At 69.8% G+C, this 16,810-nt stretch carries 16 protein-coding genes; 10 read left to right on the forward strand and 6 right to left on the reverse strand.

The features are described from left to right. The first annotated feature begins 64 nt into the window (after positions 1-64). Positions 65-1,276, forward strand: coding sequence for an acyl-CoA dehydrogenase family protein (locus tag K343_RS0105570; RefSeq protein ID WP_028007203.1), 1,212 nt, complete (start codon positions 65-67; stop codon positions 1,274-1,276). Positions 1,277-1,286: 10 nt separating this feature from the next. After that, entirely contained in the window at positions 1,287-2,168 is an 882-nt protein-coding gene (locus K343_RS0105575; RefSeq protein WP_028007204.1) for an SDR family NAD(P)-dependent oxidoreductase, read from the forward strand. Between the two features lie 338 nt (positions 2,169-2,506). Here the strand turns inward: K343_RS0105575 and K343_RS23275 are convergent, their stop codons facing one another. Then, entirely contained in the window at positions 2,507-3,514 is a 1,008-nt protein-coding gene (locus K343_RS23275) for a GGDEF domain-containing protein (RefSeq protein ID WP_028007205.1), read from the reverse strand. 173 nt (positions 3,515-3,687) lie between these two features. Between K343_RS23275 and K343_RS0105585 the strand changes: the two genes are divergently transcribed. Next, entirely contained in the window at positions 3,688-4,191 is a 504-nt protein-coding gene (locus K343_RS0105585) for a DUF2147 domain-containing protein (RefSeq protein ID WP_028007206.1), read from the forward strand. Between the two features lie 161 nt (positions 4,192-4,352). After that, positions 4,353-4,967 carry an ATP-dependent Clp protease proteolytic subunit gene (locus tag K343_RS0105590; protein ID WP_028007207.1) on the forward strand — a complete coding sequence of 205 codons (615 nt, stop codon included), beginning with the start codon at positions 4,353-4,355 and terminating at the stop codon, positions 4,965-4,967. An 81-nt stretch (positions 4,968-5,048) separates the two neighbouring features. Here the strand turns inward: K343_RS0105590 and K343_RS0105595 are convergent, their stop codons facing one another. Next, positions 5,049-6,032: a ligase-associated DNA damage response exonuclease gene (locus K343_RS0105595; RefSeq protein WP_028007208.1), complete on the reverse strand. Its 984-nt coding sequence runs from the start codon at positions 6,030-6,032 to the stop codon at positions 5,049-5,051. Between the two features lie 132 nt (positions 6,033-6,164). Then, positions 6,165-7,445 (reverse strand): lipid IV(A) 3-deoxy-D-manno-octulosonic acid transferase, encoded by a 1,281-nt coding sequence (gene waaA / locus K343_RS0105600; protein WP_028007209.1) that lies wholly within the window; start codon positions 7,443-7,445, stop codon positions 6,165-6,167. A gap of 64 nt (positions 7,446-7,509) precedes the next feature. Here waaA and lpxL point away from each other — a divergent pair, with 64 nt between their 5' ends. The 3 genes from lpxL (at position 7,510) to K343_RS0105615 (ending at position 10,690) form a co-directional block, all read left to right on the forward strand. After that, complete coding sequence (gene lpxL / locus K343_RS0105605; protein WP_028007210.1) at positions 7,510-8,433, forward strand: LpxL/LpxP family Kdo(2)-lipid IV(A) lauroyl/palmitoleoyl acyltransferase; 924 nt, start codon at positions 7,510-7,512, stop codon at positions 8,431-8,433. Positions 8,434-8,505: 72 nt separating this feature from the next. Further along, positions 8,506-9,495: a L,D-transpeptidase Cds6 family protein gene (locus K343_RS0105610; protein ID WP_028007211.1), complete on the forward strand. Its 990-nt coding sequence runs from the start codon at positions 8,506-8,508 to the stop codon at positions 9,493-9,495. A gap of 40 nt (positions 9,496-9,535) precedes the next feature. Beyond that, positions 9,536-10,690 carry a L,D-transpeptidase family protein gene (locus K343_RS0105615; RefSeq protein WP_245585130.1) on the forward strand — a complete coding sequence of 385 codons (1,155 nt, stop codon included), beginning with the start codon at positions 9,536-9,538 and terminating at the stop codon, positions 10,688-10,690. Between the two features lie 143 nt (positions 10,691-10,833). Here the strand turns inward: K343_RS0105615 and K343_RS0105620 are convergent, their stop codons facing one another. The 3 genes from K343_RS0105620 to K343_RS0105630 are packed head-to-tail and all read right to left on the reverse strand — an operon-like array spanning position 10,834 to position 13,052. After that, complete coding sequence (locus K343_RS0105620; protein WP_028007213.1) at positions 10,834-11,721, reverse strand: M14 family murein peptide amidase A; 888 nt, start codon at positions 11,719-11,721, stop codon at positions 10,834-10,836. A gap of 16 nt (positions 11,722-11,737) precedes the next feature. Beyond that, positions 11,738-12,394, reverse strand: a complete 657-nt coding sequence (locus K343_RS0105625; protein WP_043112197.1) for a thiol:disulfide interchange protein DsbA/DsbL — start codon at positions 12,392-12,394, stop codon at positions 11,738-11,740. Between the two features lie 22 nt (positions 12,395-12,416). Next, positions 12,417-13,052 (reverse strand): c-type cytochrome, encoded by a 636-nt coding sequence (locus K343_RS0105630; RefSeq protein ID WP_028007215.1) that lies wholly within the window; start codon positions 13,050-13,052, stop codon positions 12,417-12,419. Between the two features lie 180 nt (positions 13,053-13,232). Between K343_RS0105630 and yihA the strand changes: the two genes are divergently transcribed. From yihA to K343_RS21140, 3 genes are all read left to right on the forward strand, one after another. After that, complete coding sequence (yihA, locus tag K343_RS0105635) at positions 13,233-13,886, forward strand: ribosome biogenesis GTP-binding protein YihA/YsxC (protein ID WP_028007216.1); 654 nt, start codon at positions 13,233-13,235, stop codon at positions 13,884-13,886. 318 nt (positions 13,887-14,204) lie between these two features. Continuing rightward, positions 14,205-15,707, forward strand: coding sequence for an efflux transporter outer membrane subunit (locus K343_RS0105640; protein ID WP_028007217.1), 1,503 nt, complete (start codon positions 14,205-14,207; stop codon positions 15,705-15,707). Further along, positions 15,704-16,810, forward strand: coding sequence for an efflux RND transporter periplasmic adaptor subunit (locus K343_RS21140; protein WP_051277990.1), 1,107 nt, complete (start codon positions 15,704-15,706; stop codon positions 16,808-16,810). The genes K343_RS0105640 and K343_RS21140 overlap by 4 nt, the downstream gene beginning before the upstream one ends.

Raw genomic sequence — 16,810 nt, forward strand, 5'->3', positions numbered from 1 at the left:
GGTGAGGCGGCCGCGCCGGCGGCTGCGTATCGTGCTGGTAAGTCTGACTCACCAGCATACGAACATGGCCGACAACAGCGGTAGCGTCGAACGTCCCAGCGTCCTGCAGGCCTTCTCCGGCCTGTCGCTCGATGAACTCGAAATCCTCAACAACGCCGACCGCTTCGCGCAGGCCGAGCTGTATCCGCTCGCGCAGAAGATGGACGACGAGGAATGGTGGCCGACCGAGATCTTCCCGAAGATCGGCGCCACCGGCTATTTCGGCGTCACCGCGCCGGAAGCCTACGGCGGCTCGGGTCTCGACGTGTTCACCTCCGGCCTGATCCTGCAGGCGTTCTCGCGCTGGAACCACGCGCTGGCATTGGCCTGGGTCGCGCACGAGAACCTGTGCATGAACAACATCCTCGCCAACGCCAACGAGGCCCAGAAGCAGAAGTACCTGCCGGGCCTGAACAGCGGCAAGCTGATCGGCGCGCTGGGCCTCACCGAGCCGGGCGCCGGTTCCGACGCGATCGGTTCGATGCGCACGACGGCACGGCGTGAGGGCGACTTCTATGTCCTCAACGGCCGCAAGATCTACATCACCAACGGTCCGGTCGCCGACGTGCTGCTGGTCTACGCCAAGACCGACAAGGAAAAGGGCAATCAGGGCGTCTCGGCCTTCATCGTCGAAAAGGGCTACCCCGGCTTCAAAGTCGCGCAGAAGCTGATCAAGATGGGCTTCCGCGGCTCGCAGACCGCCGAGCTGGTGTTCGACGAATGCAAGGTACCGGCGGCCAATCTGGTCGGCGAAGAGAACAAGGGCGTGCGCGTTGTGATGTCCGGCCTCGACCTCGAACGCTCGATGATCTCGCCGATCAATCTCGGCATCGCCGAGCGCGCGCTGGCGCTGTCGCTCGACTACGCCCGCCAGCGCAAGCAGTTCGGCAAACCGATCGCCGATTTCCAGATGGTGCAGTCGATGCTCGCCGAGATGTATGTCTGGGTCGAATCGATGCGCCTGTACACGTATCAGGTGCTGCGCGCCGCCAGCACCGTCGCCGAAGGCGAGGGTGGCCGCGGCGACATCCACAAGCTGACCGCCGCCGGCGTGATGTACACCGCCGAGACCCTGAACAAGGTGCTCAACCACGCCGTGCAGATCCACGGCGGCAGCGGCTACATCTGGGAATCCGAGATCAACCGTCTGTACCGCTCGATCAAGCTGCTCGAGATCGGCGCCGGCACGACGGAAGTGCGCAAGATGATCATCGCCGGCGAGCTGTTGCGCAGCTGAGCCGGCACCGATGACGCACGCCTACCAAGCCCAGCTCGACGCCAACAGCGCCGAGGCGATCTGGAACGCCGACACGGTTTATCGCCCCGACCTGTTCAAGGGCAAGGTCGCGCTGGTGTCCGGCGGCGGCAGCGGCATCGGCCGCGCCGTCGCGCTGCTGTTCGCGCGGCTCGGCGCGAACGTCGTCATCTGCGGCCGCACGCCGGAGAAGCTCGACGCGGTCGTCGACTTCGCGCGCGCGCGCGGCGCGACGATGCTCGCGGTGCCGACCAACGTGCGCGAGCCCGAGCAGGTCGACGCGCTGTTTGCGCGCATCCATGCCGAATTCGGCCGGCTCGACTGCACCGTCAACAACGCCGGCGGCCAGTTCCCGCAGAACGCGATCGACTACGCGCCGAAGGGCTGGGCCGCGGTCATCAACAACAACCTCAACGGCAGCTGGTACATGATGCAGCGCGCCGCGCAGTACTGGCGCGAGCATCCGGCCGGCGACGGCGCGTGGCGCTCGATCGTCAACGTCGTCGTCGTCACCGAGCGCGGCATGCCGGGCGTCGCGCACACGGTCGCGGCGCGTGCCGGCATCATCGGCGCCTCGCGCACCGTCGCCGTCGAGTGGGCGCCGCTCGGCATTCGCGTCAACTGCGTCGCCCCCGGCCTGACCGCGACCGAAGGGCTGGAGGTCTATCCGCCGGAAGCCGTCAAGGAATTCCCGCTCGCGAATCCTTTGAAACGGCCGGGAACGGCGCTGGAGATCGCCGAAGGCTGCATCTATCTCTCGGCCTCGAGCGGCAGCTTCATCACCGGCGAGGTGCTGACGATCGACGGTGGCGGCAAGCTCTGGGGCGAGCTGTGGACGGCCGGCCGGCCGGACTACTACAAGCTGCCGACCTAGCCCGAGCGGCGATCATCAGGGCGCTGCTTCGCCGCCGGCGCCGGATACGGCGGCTCGTCAGGGCGCAGCCTTTAGAGACGCTCTGAAAAATTTCAGACCTCGTCATGGCGAGGCGCCGCAGCCGTCCAGCGGCGCACGACGCCGGTGACGTCTCTGGATCGCCACGGGGCCGCCGCGCGGCCTCGCAATGACGGTGTCATTCGAACCTTCCCGCGCCGTGACGTGCCGCGTCGGCGCCGCGAGCAGGACCGCGGTCGCGTCTTCCGCACACCGCCGTACCTGAGCACGGCGAGCATGAAAAGCGCGAGATCGGCCCGCGCAGCGGCCGAATCGCCACGTCACTCGAACCAGGCGCGGATAAGGTTCTTGCCCTCGCGCTTGGCCTTGTACAGGGCCGCATCGGCGTTGCGCAGCAACTCGCCGAAGTCGCGCGTCAGCGGCCGCAGGGCGGCGAGGCCGCCGCTGACGGTGATCGTGATGTTGCGCTGGCCGGGCTCGGTGACGATCTTCTGTTCGGAGAGCTGCAGCCGCAGCCGCTGCGCGACTTCGAACGCCGGTTCCTTGTCGCAGCGCGGCAGCAGGATCGCGAATTCGTCGCCGCCGAGGCGGCCGATCGAATCGATCTTGCGCAGCTGCAGCTGCGCGCTGCGCGCCACCGTCTGCAGCGCGCGGTCGCCGACTTCGGAGCCCCAGGTCTCGTTGAGTTTGCGGAACTGGTCGATATCGAACAGCACGACCGACAGCGGCTCGGCGAAGCGCCGCGCCCGTTCGACTTCCTGCACCGCGACTTCGATGAAGTGGCTGCGGTTGAAGACCTGCGTCAACGTGTCGCGGGTGGCGCGCTCGTAAAGCTCGTTCTGTCGGGCTTTCTGCTCGGTGATATCGTGGAACACCTCGACGAAGCCGATCAGCTCGCCGTTGTCGCCGCGCACGGCGTCGAGCGTGCAGTCGACGATGAACACCGAGCCGTCCGGCCGGCGGCGGCGCTGCTCGTCGCGGCAGTGGCCGTGCGCGCGCGCAAAGTCGAGCACGCGCCGTGCCGTGGCTTCGCGCTGCGGCCCCGTGTCGGCCAGCAGGCGCTCGTACGAACGGCCGATCACCTCGTCCTCGCGCCAGCCGGACAGATTGCGCGCACCGCGGTTCCAGCTGCCGATCAGGCCATCGCGATCAATGAGGTAAATGCCGAAGGCGCTGACCGAGCGCACGAGGTCGGCATAGCGCCGCGGCTCGCGCTGCAGCAGCTGCTCGTACTCGCCGCTGCGCAGCGCGACCGGATCGGCCGGCAGGGGCTCGGCGAAATCGAGCGGCGGGTAGGCGCCGAGGGACAGGGCGGTATCGTTGTACATCGGCGCATTCTAGGAACGCAGCCGCGCCGAGCCGAGTAGGAAAAGCGCCTTCCTGCTGCCAGCCGAACGCCCGACACCGCCCGGCATCGCCCCGACCGATCGGCACCGGGCCGCGCCGGCCGGCCGTTCCCGTTACGGCACAATACGCACCCCGTCTTGCGGAAGAGTCCCTGATGAAAGCGATGTCGAAAGCCGCGCATGGCGCCACCACCGTGGCCCTGGCGCTCGTCCTGACGCTGGCCGCCGCAGCCGTTTGCGCCGCCGAGCCGGCATCGCCGGTCGGCGTGTGGAAGACGATCGATGACGAGACCGGGCAGGCCAAGTCGCTGGTCGAGATCCGCGAGCAGAATGGCCAGCTGCACGGCCGCATCGTCAAGCTGTTCAATCCTTCGAAGCCGAATCCCGGCTGCGATCGGTGCGAGGGCGACAAGCACGGCGCGCCGATCACCGGCCTGGAGATTCTCTGGGGGCTGAAGAAGAAAGGCGACGAATGGACCGGTGGCAAAGTCCTGGACCCGCAGAACGGCAAGGTCTACGACGCCAAGCTCGCGCTCGCCGAGCAGGGCCGCAAGCTGAATCTGCGCGGCTTCATCGGCTTCTCGCTGCTCGGCCGCTCGCAGACCTGGCTGCGCGAGGCCGATCCGGCCGCGGCGCCGGCAGCACCGGCGGCGCCATAAGCCCCGGCGCGTCCGCGTCGTCGACGGCCTCTTGCGCCGGCGCCGGCGCACCCCCATCAGGCCAGATGCAGGTCCGCGGCGCCTTACCTAGAATCGGCAGTCCGCTCCCTATTCCGAACCCGGCGCACTCGCGTGCCGCCGACCATCCAAGGATTCCCTCCATGCTCGATTCCGATTTCATCCACGCCCAGAAGGACGACGACGACGCCAAGGCCGCGGCGGCGCGCAAGGTGCCGGGCCTCGAGGAGCGGCTGTTCAAGGCGCGCACGGTCCTGATCTACGGCGCGATCAACCAGAAGCTCGCCGAGTCGTTCAGCGCGCGCCTGCTGGCGCTGGCCGCCGAATCGGACGATCCGATCACGATCTATATCAACAGCCAGGGCGGCCACGTCGAATCGGGCGACACGATCCACGACATGATCAAGTTCGTGAAGCCGCCCGTGCGCATCATCGGCACCGGCTGGGTCGCCAGCGCCGGCGCGCTGATCTACAGCGCCGCCAAGCGCGAGAACCGCCTGTCGCTGCCGAACACGCGCTTCATGCTGCACCAGCCGTCCGGCGGCGCCGGCGGCACCGCCTCCGACATCGCGATCATGGCCAAGGAGATCGTGCTGATGCGCCAGCGGCTCAACGAAATCTTCGCGCGCGAGACCGGCCAGCCGCTGGAGCGCATCCAGCGCGACACCGAGCGCGACTACTGGATGAGCGCGCAGCAGGCCCAGGAATACGGCCTGGTCGGGCGCATCATCGACAACGCCGGCCAGATCGACGGCTGAGCCGAGCCGCAGCGCCCGGCAGGGCCGTACGGGACGCCGCCGTGATCGGCGGCGTCCTGGATTGCGGAACCCCGGCCGCGCTCAGTGCTGCAGATCGAGCGCGTCGGCCTGCAGGCCGCGCGCGCGCAGCAGCGCGACCAGCAGCGCGCTGTCGCCGTGCATCGCCAGCACGCGGCGCGCGCCGGTTTCGTCGATCGTGCGCAGCAGCGACGGCCAGTCGGCATGGTCGGACAGCGTGAAGCCGCGGTCGTATTTGGCGGCACGGCCGTTGTCTGCTCCCATCCAGCCCGACGCGAAACCGGTGCGGTACGGCGCCAGGCGTTTCAGCCACGGCGTGCCGAACGCGTGTGGCGGTACCAGGATCAGCGCGCCGCGGAAATCGTGGCTGCGCACGCACTCGTTGACCGGTTTCGTCGCCAGCATGGCGATGCCTTCACGCCGGTAATGGCCGACCAGCTTGGTCATCGCCTCGTGCAGGTAGACCGTCGTCTCGGCGTCGACGTGACGCCGCAGTTCGGCGAGCACGCGCTGCGCCTTGCCGAGCGCGTAGCAGAACAGCACGGAGGCAAAACCGTCGGCGCGGTTCTGCATCCACCACGCGTGAATCGCGGCGCTGGCGCTGCCGGACGGCGGCCAGACATAGTCGGGTGACGCGAAGGTCGTCTCGGTGACGAAGGTATCGCAGCGCACGACCTCGAACGGCGCGCAGCTCGGATCGTCGTCGCGCTTGTAGTCGCCGGACACGACCCAGACCTCGCCGTCGACCTCGATGCGCACCTGCGCCGAACCGAGGATGTGGCCGGCCGGATGCAGCGAGACGCGCGCGCCGCCGAGTTCGAAAACCTGTCCGTAATCCTGCGGCTTGATCTGCGCGGCGGCGCCGAGCCGCGTCTTCAGCAGCCGATAGCCCGGCGTCGCCGTCCAGTAGCGCGCACAACCGCTCTTGGCGTGGTCGCCGTGCGCATGCGTGACCACGGCGCGCGTCACGCGCTTGTGCGGGTCGATGTAGAAGTCGCCGGCGGGACAGTAGAGGCCTTCGGGACGAAGGACGACGAGATCGCTCATCGCGGCGATGGTAACGCGGATGCGGTCGCGCCTCCTGCGTCCGTTCGAACTTCTCTCGCAGGCATCGCTGGCGCCTGCCCCGGGTGCGCGGACTCGCCGCCGACCTGCCAAGGCCCGACGCGACCTTCGCGTTCAGACCTCGCCGATCTGCTGCAGCAGGCGCTGCAGCGCGCCGCGGTTGGCGTCGACCACGCGGCGGCCGGCTTCGCCGATCTCGTGACGGCGGCGCTCATCGCGCAGCAGCACGCGCAGCGATTCGGGCAGCGAGTTGGCGCTGATCTGGATGCCGCCCTGGGCGTCGAGCAGCAGGTCGCGCGCCTGCACGAAGTTGTGCATGTGCGGACCGAACAGCACCGGCAGGCCGAGCGCCGCCGGCTCGAGCACGTTGTGGCCGCCGACCGGCACCAGCGAGCCGCCGACGAAAGCGACGTCGGCGGCGGCGAAATACGCGTACATCTCGCCCATGCTGTCGCCGAGCAGAACCTGCGCCGTCCCCGCGGCGCCGGCGGCGCCCGGCGCGCCGAGCGCGCTGCGCCGCTGCACGCTGAAGCCGGCCTTCTCGGCCAGCCGGCCGACCGCGTCGAAGCGTTGCGGATGGCGCGGCACCAGCATGAGCAGCGCCTGCGCATCGGTGCGCAGCAGTTCGCGATGCGCATCGAGCAGGATCTCGTCTTCGCCCTCGTGCGTGCTCGCCGCGATCCAGATCGAGCGCGTGCCCGCGGGCCGGCCGCCGCAGCGCTCGCGCAGCCAGGCGCCGAGCGCCAGCTGCGCCTCGGGAATCGTCTGGTCGAACTTGATGTTGCCCATCACGCTGACGCGCGCCTCCGGCGCGCCGAGCGCGCGGAAGCGCTGCGCGTCGGCCTCGCTCTGCGCGGCGATGTGGGCGACGTCGGCCAGCGTCGCGCGGGCGAAGCCGGCGACGCGCGAATAGCCGCGGAACGAACGCGGCGACAGGCGCGCGTTGGCGATCGTCAGGGCGATGCCGCGCGCGGCGGTCGCGCGCAGCAGGTTCGGCCACAGCTCGGTTTCCATGACGACGACCTTGGCCGGCCGCACGCGCGCGAGGAAGCGCGCCACCACGTCCGGCAGATCGTACGGCGCATAGGAGTGGCGCACCTGCGCACCGAGTGCGGTGCGCACGCGCTCGGAACCGGTCGGCGTGGTCGTCGTCACCCAGACGCGACCCTCACCGTGGCGCGCGACCAGCGCGCGGATCAGCGGCAGCGCCGCCAGCGTCTCGCCGACCGAGACGGCATGCACCCAGACCGCGATCGGCTCGGCCGGCGCCGCCACGAAGCCGAAGCGCTCGCCCCAGCGTTGCCGGTAGGCCTGCAGCTCGCGGCTGCGCCAGAGCAGGCGCAGCAGCACGAAAGGCGTGAGCAGATAGAGAAGAACGGTGTAGAGGGCACGCATGGGTCGCAAGCCTAACGGCCGACCATGACCGCTACAATGCACGTTCTTTCCGGCATCGCTCCGCATGGCCGCCCCCACGCTCGAACCCCGCCATTTCCACCCGCGCTACTGGCCGACCTGGATCGGCATCGGCCTGATCTGGCTGTTGAGCTGGCTGCCGATCCCGCTGCTGCTGGCGCTCGGGTCCGGGCTCGGCTGGCTCGCCGGACACGTGCTGCGCGGTCGCCGCCGCGTCGTGCGCGTCAATCTCGAACTGTGCTTTCCCGAGCTGAGTCCGGCGGCGCGCGCAAAGATGGTCGACGCGCATTTCCGCGCGGTCGGCGCCGGGCTGTTCGAAGCGGCGATCGCCTGGTTCGCGCCGGACTGGCGGCTGCGCCGGCGCGGCGAGGTCGTCGGCCTCGAACACCTCGACGCCGCGCAGGCCGACGGCTCCGGCGTGCTGCTGCTGACCGGTCACTTCACGACGCTGGAGATCGGCGCGCGCTACCTGTGCCTTGCCGGCCGGCCGTTCCACGCCATGTACCGGCCCTACAACAACGCCGTGCTCGATTACTTCATGCATCACTGGCGCGAGGGCCGCTCCGGCCTGCCGGCGCTGCCGCGCGACGATCTGCGCGGCCTGGTCAAGGCGCTGCGCCAGGGCCATGCGATCTGGTACGCGCCGGACCAGACGCTGGACCGCCGCATCAGCGTGTTCGCGCCGTTCTTCGGCGTGCCGGTCGGCACCATCACGGCGACCGCGCGCCTCGCGCAAATGGGCCGCGCCAAGGTCGTGCCCTATTTCCCGCAGCGCGTCGGCGGCCGTTACCGCATCGTGTTCCTGCCGGCGCTCGAAGACTTTCCGAGCGGCGACGAGCTGGCCGACGCCACGCGCGTCAACCGCGCGCTGGAGGAAGGCGTGCGCCTGGCGCCGGCGCAGTACTTCTGGATCCATCGCCGTTTCAAGCGCGTGCCGCCGGGCACGCCGAATCCCTACAAGCGTCGCTGACGATCACACGAAAACGGACGGAATCGGCTGTTATAGTTGCGTGGATCGAGAATCAAGGGGATCGGGATACGCATGGACAGGTTTCGGCGGGCCGCCTGGGCGGCCGTACTCGCGGGCGGCCTGACGCTGGCCCCGGCGGCGTTCGCCGCCAACGTCGCGCAGGATGCGCAGGCGCTGATCGACGCCGGCAAGGCCGATGAAGCGCTCGGCAAGCTCAACGATCACCTCGCCAAGAATCCGCAGGACGCCGAAGCCCGCTTCACGAAGGGCCTCGCGCTGGTCAAGCTCGGCCGCAGCAAGGACGCGATTCGCGTCTTCGCCGACCTGACGCGCGACTATCCGCAGCTGCCCGAGCCGTACAACAACCTCGCGGTGCTCTACGCCGCGCAGGGCGACTACGACAAGGCGCGCGACGCGCTGCAGGCCGCGGTCGCCAAGCATCCGAGCTACGCCACCGCGCACGAGAACCTCGGCGACATCTACGCCGCGCTGGCCGGTGCCGCCTACGGCAAGGCCGCCGCGCTCGACAGCGGCAGCCCGAGCGCGCGGCGCAAGCTCGCCGTCATCAACCAGCTCGACACCGGCTATGACCTCGCCGCGGCGCCGCAGCCGGTGGCCGCCGCACCGGTCAGCGCCGCGCCGGCGCCGGTCGCGATCGCCCCGGCGCCGGCGGCCAGGCCGGCCGCCGCGCCCGAGCCGCCGCGGAGCGCCGAAAGCAGCGCGCGCCACGAAGCGGCGCTGGCGCAGGTTGCGGCCTGGGCCAAGGCCTGGGCGAGCAAGGATCTCGACACCTATTTCTCGCTGTACGCACCGGAGTTCACGCCCGAAGGCGGCATCTCGCGCGCCAGCTGGGAAGCGCAGCGCCGCGATCGCATCGGCAAGCCACAGCACATCGCCGTGCGCGTCATCAATCCGCAGGCCAGCGACATCGAGGACGGCGCCGTGCGCGTCAGCTTCCGCCAGGCCTACGAATCCGATTCGTTCTCCGACACGGTCAACAAGGTCATCGAGCTGATTCCGGCCGACGGCACCTGGAAGATCGTGCGCGAGTACACGCGCTGAGCACAGACCGGCGGGCAACGCTTTGCGGGGGCAGCGGGACTTGAAACGTCTGAGCACACGCGTGCGGCCGGCGCTGCTGGCCGCCGGCCTGTTCGCCGGTGCCGCGGCGGCGGCGCCGAGCGCGCCCGATCAGCAGTTCGGCGCCGTCATCGGCCTGCTCGACGCCGGCAAGGCCGAAGACGCGCTGCACAGCCTCGAGCAGCTCACACAGCGCGCGCCCGACTACCGCCTCGCACAGCAGTTCTACGGCGAGCTCAAGAGCCGGCTCGCCAGCGACGCGCGCGCGCCGCAGCTCCAGTCGCTCGCCGAGGAAGCCCGCCTGCGCCTGGCCAGCGAGCGCGCCGTACCGCAGGCGGGCACGATGCCCGACGCCGTGCTGCGGCTCGCGGCCAGTTTCAAGCATCTGATCGTCGTCGATCTGCCGCGCGCGCGGCTGTACCTGCTGCAGAACGATCACGGCCAGCTCAAGCTGCTGCGCAACCATTACGCGGCGATGGGCAAGAACGGCTGGGGCAAGCAGGCCGCCGGCGACAACCGCACGCCGATCGGGCTGTACCACATCACCGGCTGGATCGACGGCAAGAAGCTGCCGGATTTCTACGGCGCCGGCGCCTTTCCGCTGAACTATCCGAACCTCTGGGACCAGTTCAAGCGGCGCACCGGCTACGGCATCTGGCTGCACGGCGTGCCGAGCAGCACCGACACGCGACCGCCGCTGTCGAGCGAGGGCTGCGTGACGATGGCCAACGCCGATCTGGTCGCGCTCAAGCCGTACATCGAGCTCGGCCAGACGCCGGTGCTGCTCAGCGACGCGCTGAGCTGGCAGACGCCGGCGCAGACGCAGAAGGAGCGCGACGCCTTCATGGCGCGCATCGAGCGCTGGCGTCATGCATGGTCGAGCCTGGATACCGGCGCCTATCTCGCCTTCTACGGCAGCGAGTTCACGACCGAGGGCATGAAACGGCGCGACTTCGTCGCGCACAAGCGCCGCGTCAACGCGCAGAAGAAGTTCATCGACGTGCAGCTGTCCGACATCAGCCTGTACCGCTACCCGGGCAGCGACGGCGAGCTGATGCTCGCCGAATTCACGCAGCACTACCGCTCCGACAATTTCCGCATGGAATCGCGCAAGCAGCAGTTCTGGAAGCGCGAGGCCGACGGCCAGTGGAAGATCTTCCGCGAGGAAAGCCGCTAGGAAGCGCTGGAGAAGCGCCTGCATCGTCCTGGCGAGGGAGCCGCAGGCGACGGAACAGTCCGGCGGCGCACGACGCAGGCGGCGTAATTCGGACCTTCCCTGGTGGGCGCCGGCTTTAGGTCAGCGCCGGGCGAAGCGCCCGCTCACTCGCTCTTCCACGACTGGTCGTTGAGGCGCATGTACATCGGCGCCTGCTTCGGCAGGTTGTGCTGCAGCCAGCCGAGCATGTCGCCCCACACGCGCTGCGACTGCTGCGCGGTCGGCATGATGCCGGCGTGCGGCAGTTCGAGCGTGATCACCGGCAGGCCGAGATTGACGCCGGCGAAGTTGCCGAGCGAACCGGGATAGGTGCCGAGCTGGTGCAGGCGCAGATAGCCGAAGCGCGCCGGCGGCTCGTCGGGACCGTCGTAGTCGAGCACGCCGTACGGCGCATGCACGGACACGATCGCGTCCGGGCGGAACTGCTCGATCTGCTGCAGCAGCCAGCGCGTCTCCGGCTCCGACAGCGCCTTCGGGCCCGGGTAGCGGCGCGGATCGCGGCGCGTCTTCTGCTCCCAGTAGCGCAGCGCCTCGGCCTTCCAGTCGGCGGTCGGGAAATTGCGATTGAGATCGACGCCGCGCGCGTTGACGCGCGTCGCCGGCTGCGCCAGCAGGCCGTCGGGATTCGCGCAGGGAATGACGCGCCAGTGGAACGGCTGGAAGCGCTCGCCCTGGAGGCGCTGCATCCACTGGAACACGACGCTCACCGACGAGAACTCGTCGCCGTGGATACCGCCGATCAGCAGCACGCGCAGCGGCGGCGCGCGGCGCGATTTCGGCAGGTAGTCGCGGATCATCAGCGGCTGGCCGTTGACGCTGGCGCCCTGCGTCAGCTGCAGCCCGGCGTTCAGGCAGGTCTGCGCGTCGAGGCTGCCGAGCCGGCTGCCGAGCGCGCGGCAGGCGCCGTCGACGGTCGCCAGCGGCGCGGCCGGCGCGGACGGGGAGAGGCTGGCTGCCGCAACAAAAAGCCCGGCGACGAGCCGGGCCGGCACCCTGAAGCCAGGGCGCTTACTTCTTGATGCCACGTTCCTTGCGAACCTTGTCGATGAGGAAATTCACGACCTGGATCGTCGGATCGAGCCCGCCCGCCATCGCCGGGCCGGTCATGTACTTGCCGCCGATCACCAGCGTCGGCGTGCTGGTGACGCCGTAGGCGCGCGCCAGATTCTCGGCATTGCGGACCTGGGCGTCGACGACGAAGCCGTTGAAGGTGCCCGAGAATGCCTCCGGCGTGGTGCCGGCCGCACGCTGGAACAGCGCGGCGATCTGCGCTTCCGAGGCGAGCGGGATGTTGTCCTTGTGGAGCGCGTCGAACAGCACCGTGTGCATCGTCGGCAGCACGTTCAGCGCCTCGGCGGTGTAGTAGGCCTTGGAGTGCAGCAGGCCCAGCGGATGGCCGAGCGTGTTCGGGTAGCGCACGAAGGCGACGTCGGCCGGCTTGCGCTTCTCCCAGGCGGCGAGCGTCGGCTCGAACGCGTAGCAGTGCGGGCAGCCGTACCAGAAGAACTCGGCGACTTCGATCCGCTTCGGATCGGCCGGCGCCTGCACGGTGCGGACTTCCTTGTACTGCTTGCCCTCCTCGAACTTCGGCGGCTCGGCGCCCGAGCAGGCGAAGGCGGACAGCGAAAGGGCGACGGCGATCAGGCCGCGAAACGCGTGGCGCATGGATATTCCCGAAAAGGCGGATTTACTGGAGACCGTTGACGTACGAGGCCAGCGCAGCGATGTCTTCGTCCGTCAGCTTGGCTGCGACCGCCGCCATGATCTTCTGGTTCCCTTCCGCCGCATCGGCCTTGCCCGCTTCCTCGCGATAGAGCTTGAGGCGGGCGGTGACGTAGACCGAATGCTGGCCGCCGATGCGCGGATAGGCGGCGGTCGACACGCCGGCACCGGTCGGGCCGTGGCAGGCGGCGCAGGCCGGAATGCCGCGCGTCGCGTCGCCGGCGCGATACAGACGCTGGGCGACCGGAATCGCATCCTTGCTGGCGACGCCCGGCGACGCCGGCTGCGCCGCGAAGTAGGCGGCCAGATCCTTCATGTCGGCGTCGGCCAGCATTGCCGCCTGCGCGGACATCAGCGGATTCTGGCGCTTGCCGCTCTTGAACAGCTGCAGCTGTTCGAGGATGAAACGCGAGCTCTGCCCGGCGAGCTTCGGCCATTCCGGGTTGGCACTGTTGCCGCCGGGACCGTGGCAGGCGGTGCAGACCGCCGCCTTGCCGGCGCCGGCTTCGGCGCTGCCTTGAGTGTAGGGATCACGGGCGGCGCCTTCAGCGAAGACCGACAGCGGGGCGCACAGGACGGCAGCCAGCAAAACGCGCTTCATGCGACTCACTCCCCAGAAAGACGCAGCGGTCGGCCCGAGCGGCTGCCGCCGTAGCGATGTGGATAAGACGAAAAGTCCGAGGATTCTACAGGGTCTGCGCCGCGCTTTTCACGCCGCGCCGTGCGCCGCGGGACCGCCGTCGTTATGCTCCTGCCCCATTCTTCGCACACAGGCGATCCGATGCCGTCGTCGAGCAAAAAACCACCCGCGTCGCCGGCCGGCGATCGCGGGCAGCGCAATCCGTTCGCCGGCGCGCAGTTCCTGCTGTCCTGCGCCAAGCTGACCCAGCTGCCCGCCGACGGCCTGCCGGAGATCGCCTTCGCCGGCCGCTCGAACGCCGGCAAGTCGAGCGCGATGAACGCGCTCTGCGGCCAGAAGCAGCTGGCGCGCGTCAGCAAGACGCCGGGCCGCACACAGCTGATCAACCTGTTCAACGTCCCCGGCGGGCGCTTCGTCGACCTGCCCGGCTACGGCTTCGCCGAGGTGCCGAAGGACGTCCGCCACGGCTGGGGCCGCCTGATCGGCGATTACCTCGAAGGGCGCGCCAATCTGCGCGCGGTCGTGCAGATCATGGACATCCGCCACCCGCTGACGCCGTTCGACGTGCAGATGCTGGAATGGGCTGCGCACCGCGGCCTGCGCTGCCTGCTGCTGCTGACCAAGGCCGACAAGCTCAGCTTCGGCGCCGCCAAGTCGACGCTGCTGCAGGTCCAGAAGGCGGTTGCCGAACTGCCTGACACCGAGGTTCGGCTGTTCTCGTCGACGTCCAATCTTGGCCTCGATGAGGTCCGCATGCTGCTGCAGAGCTGGCTGAGCGCCGCCCCGCAGGACTGAATCTCGCGCGGCGGGCGCGCCTGCGCCGCCGCGACTGAGGACTTGCACCGGTTGCCAAGCCGCGCGCGGATCGCCAAAGCTAGCCGGCGGCACCGGAGTGGGTCGGCGCACCGTCGCTTCCTGTGAAAAGAGGCGAAGACGTGGCGAGATTCGCCACACCCGTCGCCATCACAACGTCGCCGTGTTGTTCCAAGCTCTTGAAAGGATTCAGGACTCATGCGACGGAACGATCTGGCATCGGCTGTGCTCAGCGATTCCATCCCAAACCACCCCGTCGCGCATCTAAGTGGCTGGATTCATCTCCTCGACTTCATGAACATGCAGATCCGCTCCGGCAGCCGATGGCTGCTGGCCAGTACGACCGCGCTGCTCTGCGCGTGCGCCGTCGGTCCCGATTATCGGGAACCGCCACGCGACCCCGCCGTCCCCGAGACCTGGCACGCGCGCCTGCCGCATGGCGGCGAGCGTGCGGCGATGACGCAATGGTGGCGGCAGTTCGACGACCCGCTGCTCGCCGAACTGGTCGAGACCGCGGAAACCCGCCACCCGACGATCGATGCCGCGCTCGGCGCGGTGCGCGAAGCGCGCGCCGCGGTGACCACTTCGCGCGCCGGCCTGCTGCCCGGCGTGCGCGCCAACGGCACGATGACGCGCAGCTCCGGCGCCGGCGACACCGGCGGCTCGGACGGCGCGCCGTTCACGCTGTTCAACGGCTCGCTCGATGCCAGCTGGGAGCTCGATCTGTTCGGCGGCACGCGACGCAACCTCGAAGCCAGTGAAGCCCGGCTGCAGGCGGCGCAGGCCGACTGGCACGAGGCGCGCGTGACGCTCGCCGCCGAAGTCGCCGACGCCTACGTGCAGCGCCGCTACTGCGAGCGCCTCGTCGCGCTGTACCGCGACACGCTGGCTTCGCGCCGCGAAACCGAGCGGCTGACCGCGCTCAAGCTGAAATCCGGCTTCGTCGCGCCTGCCGACGAGGCCCAGGCCCGCGCCGGCCGCTACGACAGCGAGAACCAGCTGATCGCGCAGGAAGGCGTCTGCCAGCAGAACCTGAACCGCCTCGCGCAGCTGACGGCACTGCCGGCCGCGCAGCTCGACGCGCGGCTGGCGCGCGCGCCGGCCGCCGACGGCACAGCGGCGGCGTACGGCGATCCGATCCCGGTGCCGCTGCACCCGGCGGTGCCGGACGTGCCGGCGGCGCTGCTGTCGCAGCGGCCGGACGTGATGTCGGCGGAACGCTCGCTGGCCGCGGCCAGCGCCGGCATCGGCGTCGCCGTCGCCAGCCGCCTGCCGTCGCTGAGCCTCGGCGGCTCGATCGGCATCAACCATCTCGCGCACAGCGGCGACGAAGTGCACAGCTGGTCGTGGTCGCCGCAGATCAGCCTGCCGATCTTCGAAGGCGGCGCCGGCCGCGCCCGCGTCGAAACGGCGCGCGCCCGCTACGACCAGGCGCTCGCGCAGTACCGCAGCAAGGTGCTGGTCGCGGTGCAGGAAGTCGAGGACGCGCTGACCCGCGTCGACGCCTCGGTGCGCCGCGCCGACGCCGCGCGCCAGGCCGAGACCAACTACAGCGTGCTGCTGGCCTCGCAGGAAAACCGCTACCGGCTCGGCGCGACCTCGCTGCTCGATCTCGAAGAGACGCGCCGGCTCGCACTGGCCAGCCGCGAAACGCTCGCCGCCGTCGAAGCCGAGATCAGCCAGTCGTGGATCGCGCTGTACAAGGCCGCCGGCGGCGGCTGGCGCGACGACGCCAACACATCCCCCACCGATTCGCGCGGCCCATCCGACGCCGCGCCGACCCCAGCAGGAGCTGGAGCATGAACGCCCGCAAGAAGGCCTGTCCCGCCCCCCGCCATTTCGCCCCGCGCCTGGCCATCGCACTGTCGCTGGCCGTCACGCTCGGCGCCTGCCACAAGCAGGAGACGGCAGCCGAGGCGCCGAAGCCGGTGATGACCGTCGAACTGGTGACGCCGCAGGCCCAGCAGTGGCCGCAGCAGCTGCCGGCCAGCGGCAACATCGCCGCCTGGCAGGAGGCGATCGTCGGCGCCGAAGTCGGCGGCGCACGTCTGCTCGAGGTCAAGGTCAATGTCGGCGACGTCGTCAGGAAAGGCGACGTGCTCGCGAGCCTCGATCCGGCGACGCTGCGCGCGCAGGTCGCGCAGCAGGACGCCAACGTCGCGCAGGCGATCGCCAACCTCGCCAAGGCGCGCGCCGACGCCAAGCGCGCCGAGGAACTCGACAAGACCGGCTCGATCAGCCAGCAGGAGATCGACCAGTACCGCACCGCCGCGGCGACCGCCGACGCCCAGCTCAAGCTGGCGCGCGCGCAGTACGACGTCGCCAGCCTGCAGCTGCGCTATGCGCGCGTCGTCGCGCCGGACGACGGCGTGATTTCCTCGCGCACGGCGACGGTCGGCGCCGTGGTCGGTGCCGGCACCGAGCTGTTCCGCCTGATTCGCGGCCAGCGCCTCGAATGGCGCGCCGAAGTGCCGGGCGACTGGCTCGGCCGGCTGCGGCCGGGCATGCGCGCCGACATCCGCCGCCCCGGCGACGGCACGGCGGTCGCCGGCACGATCCGCCAGATCGCGCCGACCGTCGACCTGAAGACGCGCAACGCACTGGTTTACGTCGACCTGCCGAAGAACGCCGGCCTCAGCGCCGGCCAGTTCGCCGAAGGCGGCTTCGAGCTCGCCGCGCAACCGGTGCTGAGCCTGCCGGAATCGGCGATCGTGCTGCGCGACGGTCACCGCTACGTGATGACGGTCGATGACCACAACATCGTCCACCAGCTGAAGATCGAGACCGGCGCGCGTCAGGGCGAGGCGATCGCCGTCAGCGGCGGGCTGACCACGGCGACGCGCGTCGTCAAGGCCGGCGGCAGCTTCATCGGCGACGGCGACCTGATCGGCGTGGAGGGCACATGA

The organism is Solimonas flava DSM 18980, from assembly GCF_000426685.1.
Lineage (GTDB): Bacteria > Pseudomonadota > Gammaproteobacteria > Nevskiales > Nevskiaceae > Solimonas > Solimonas flava.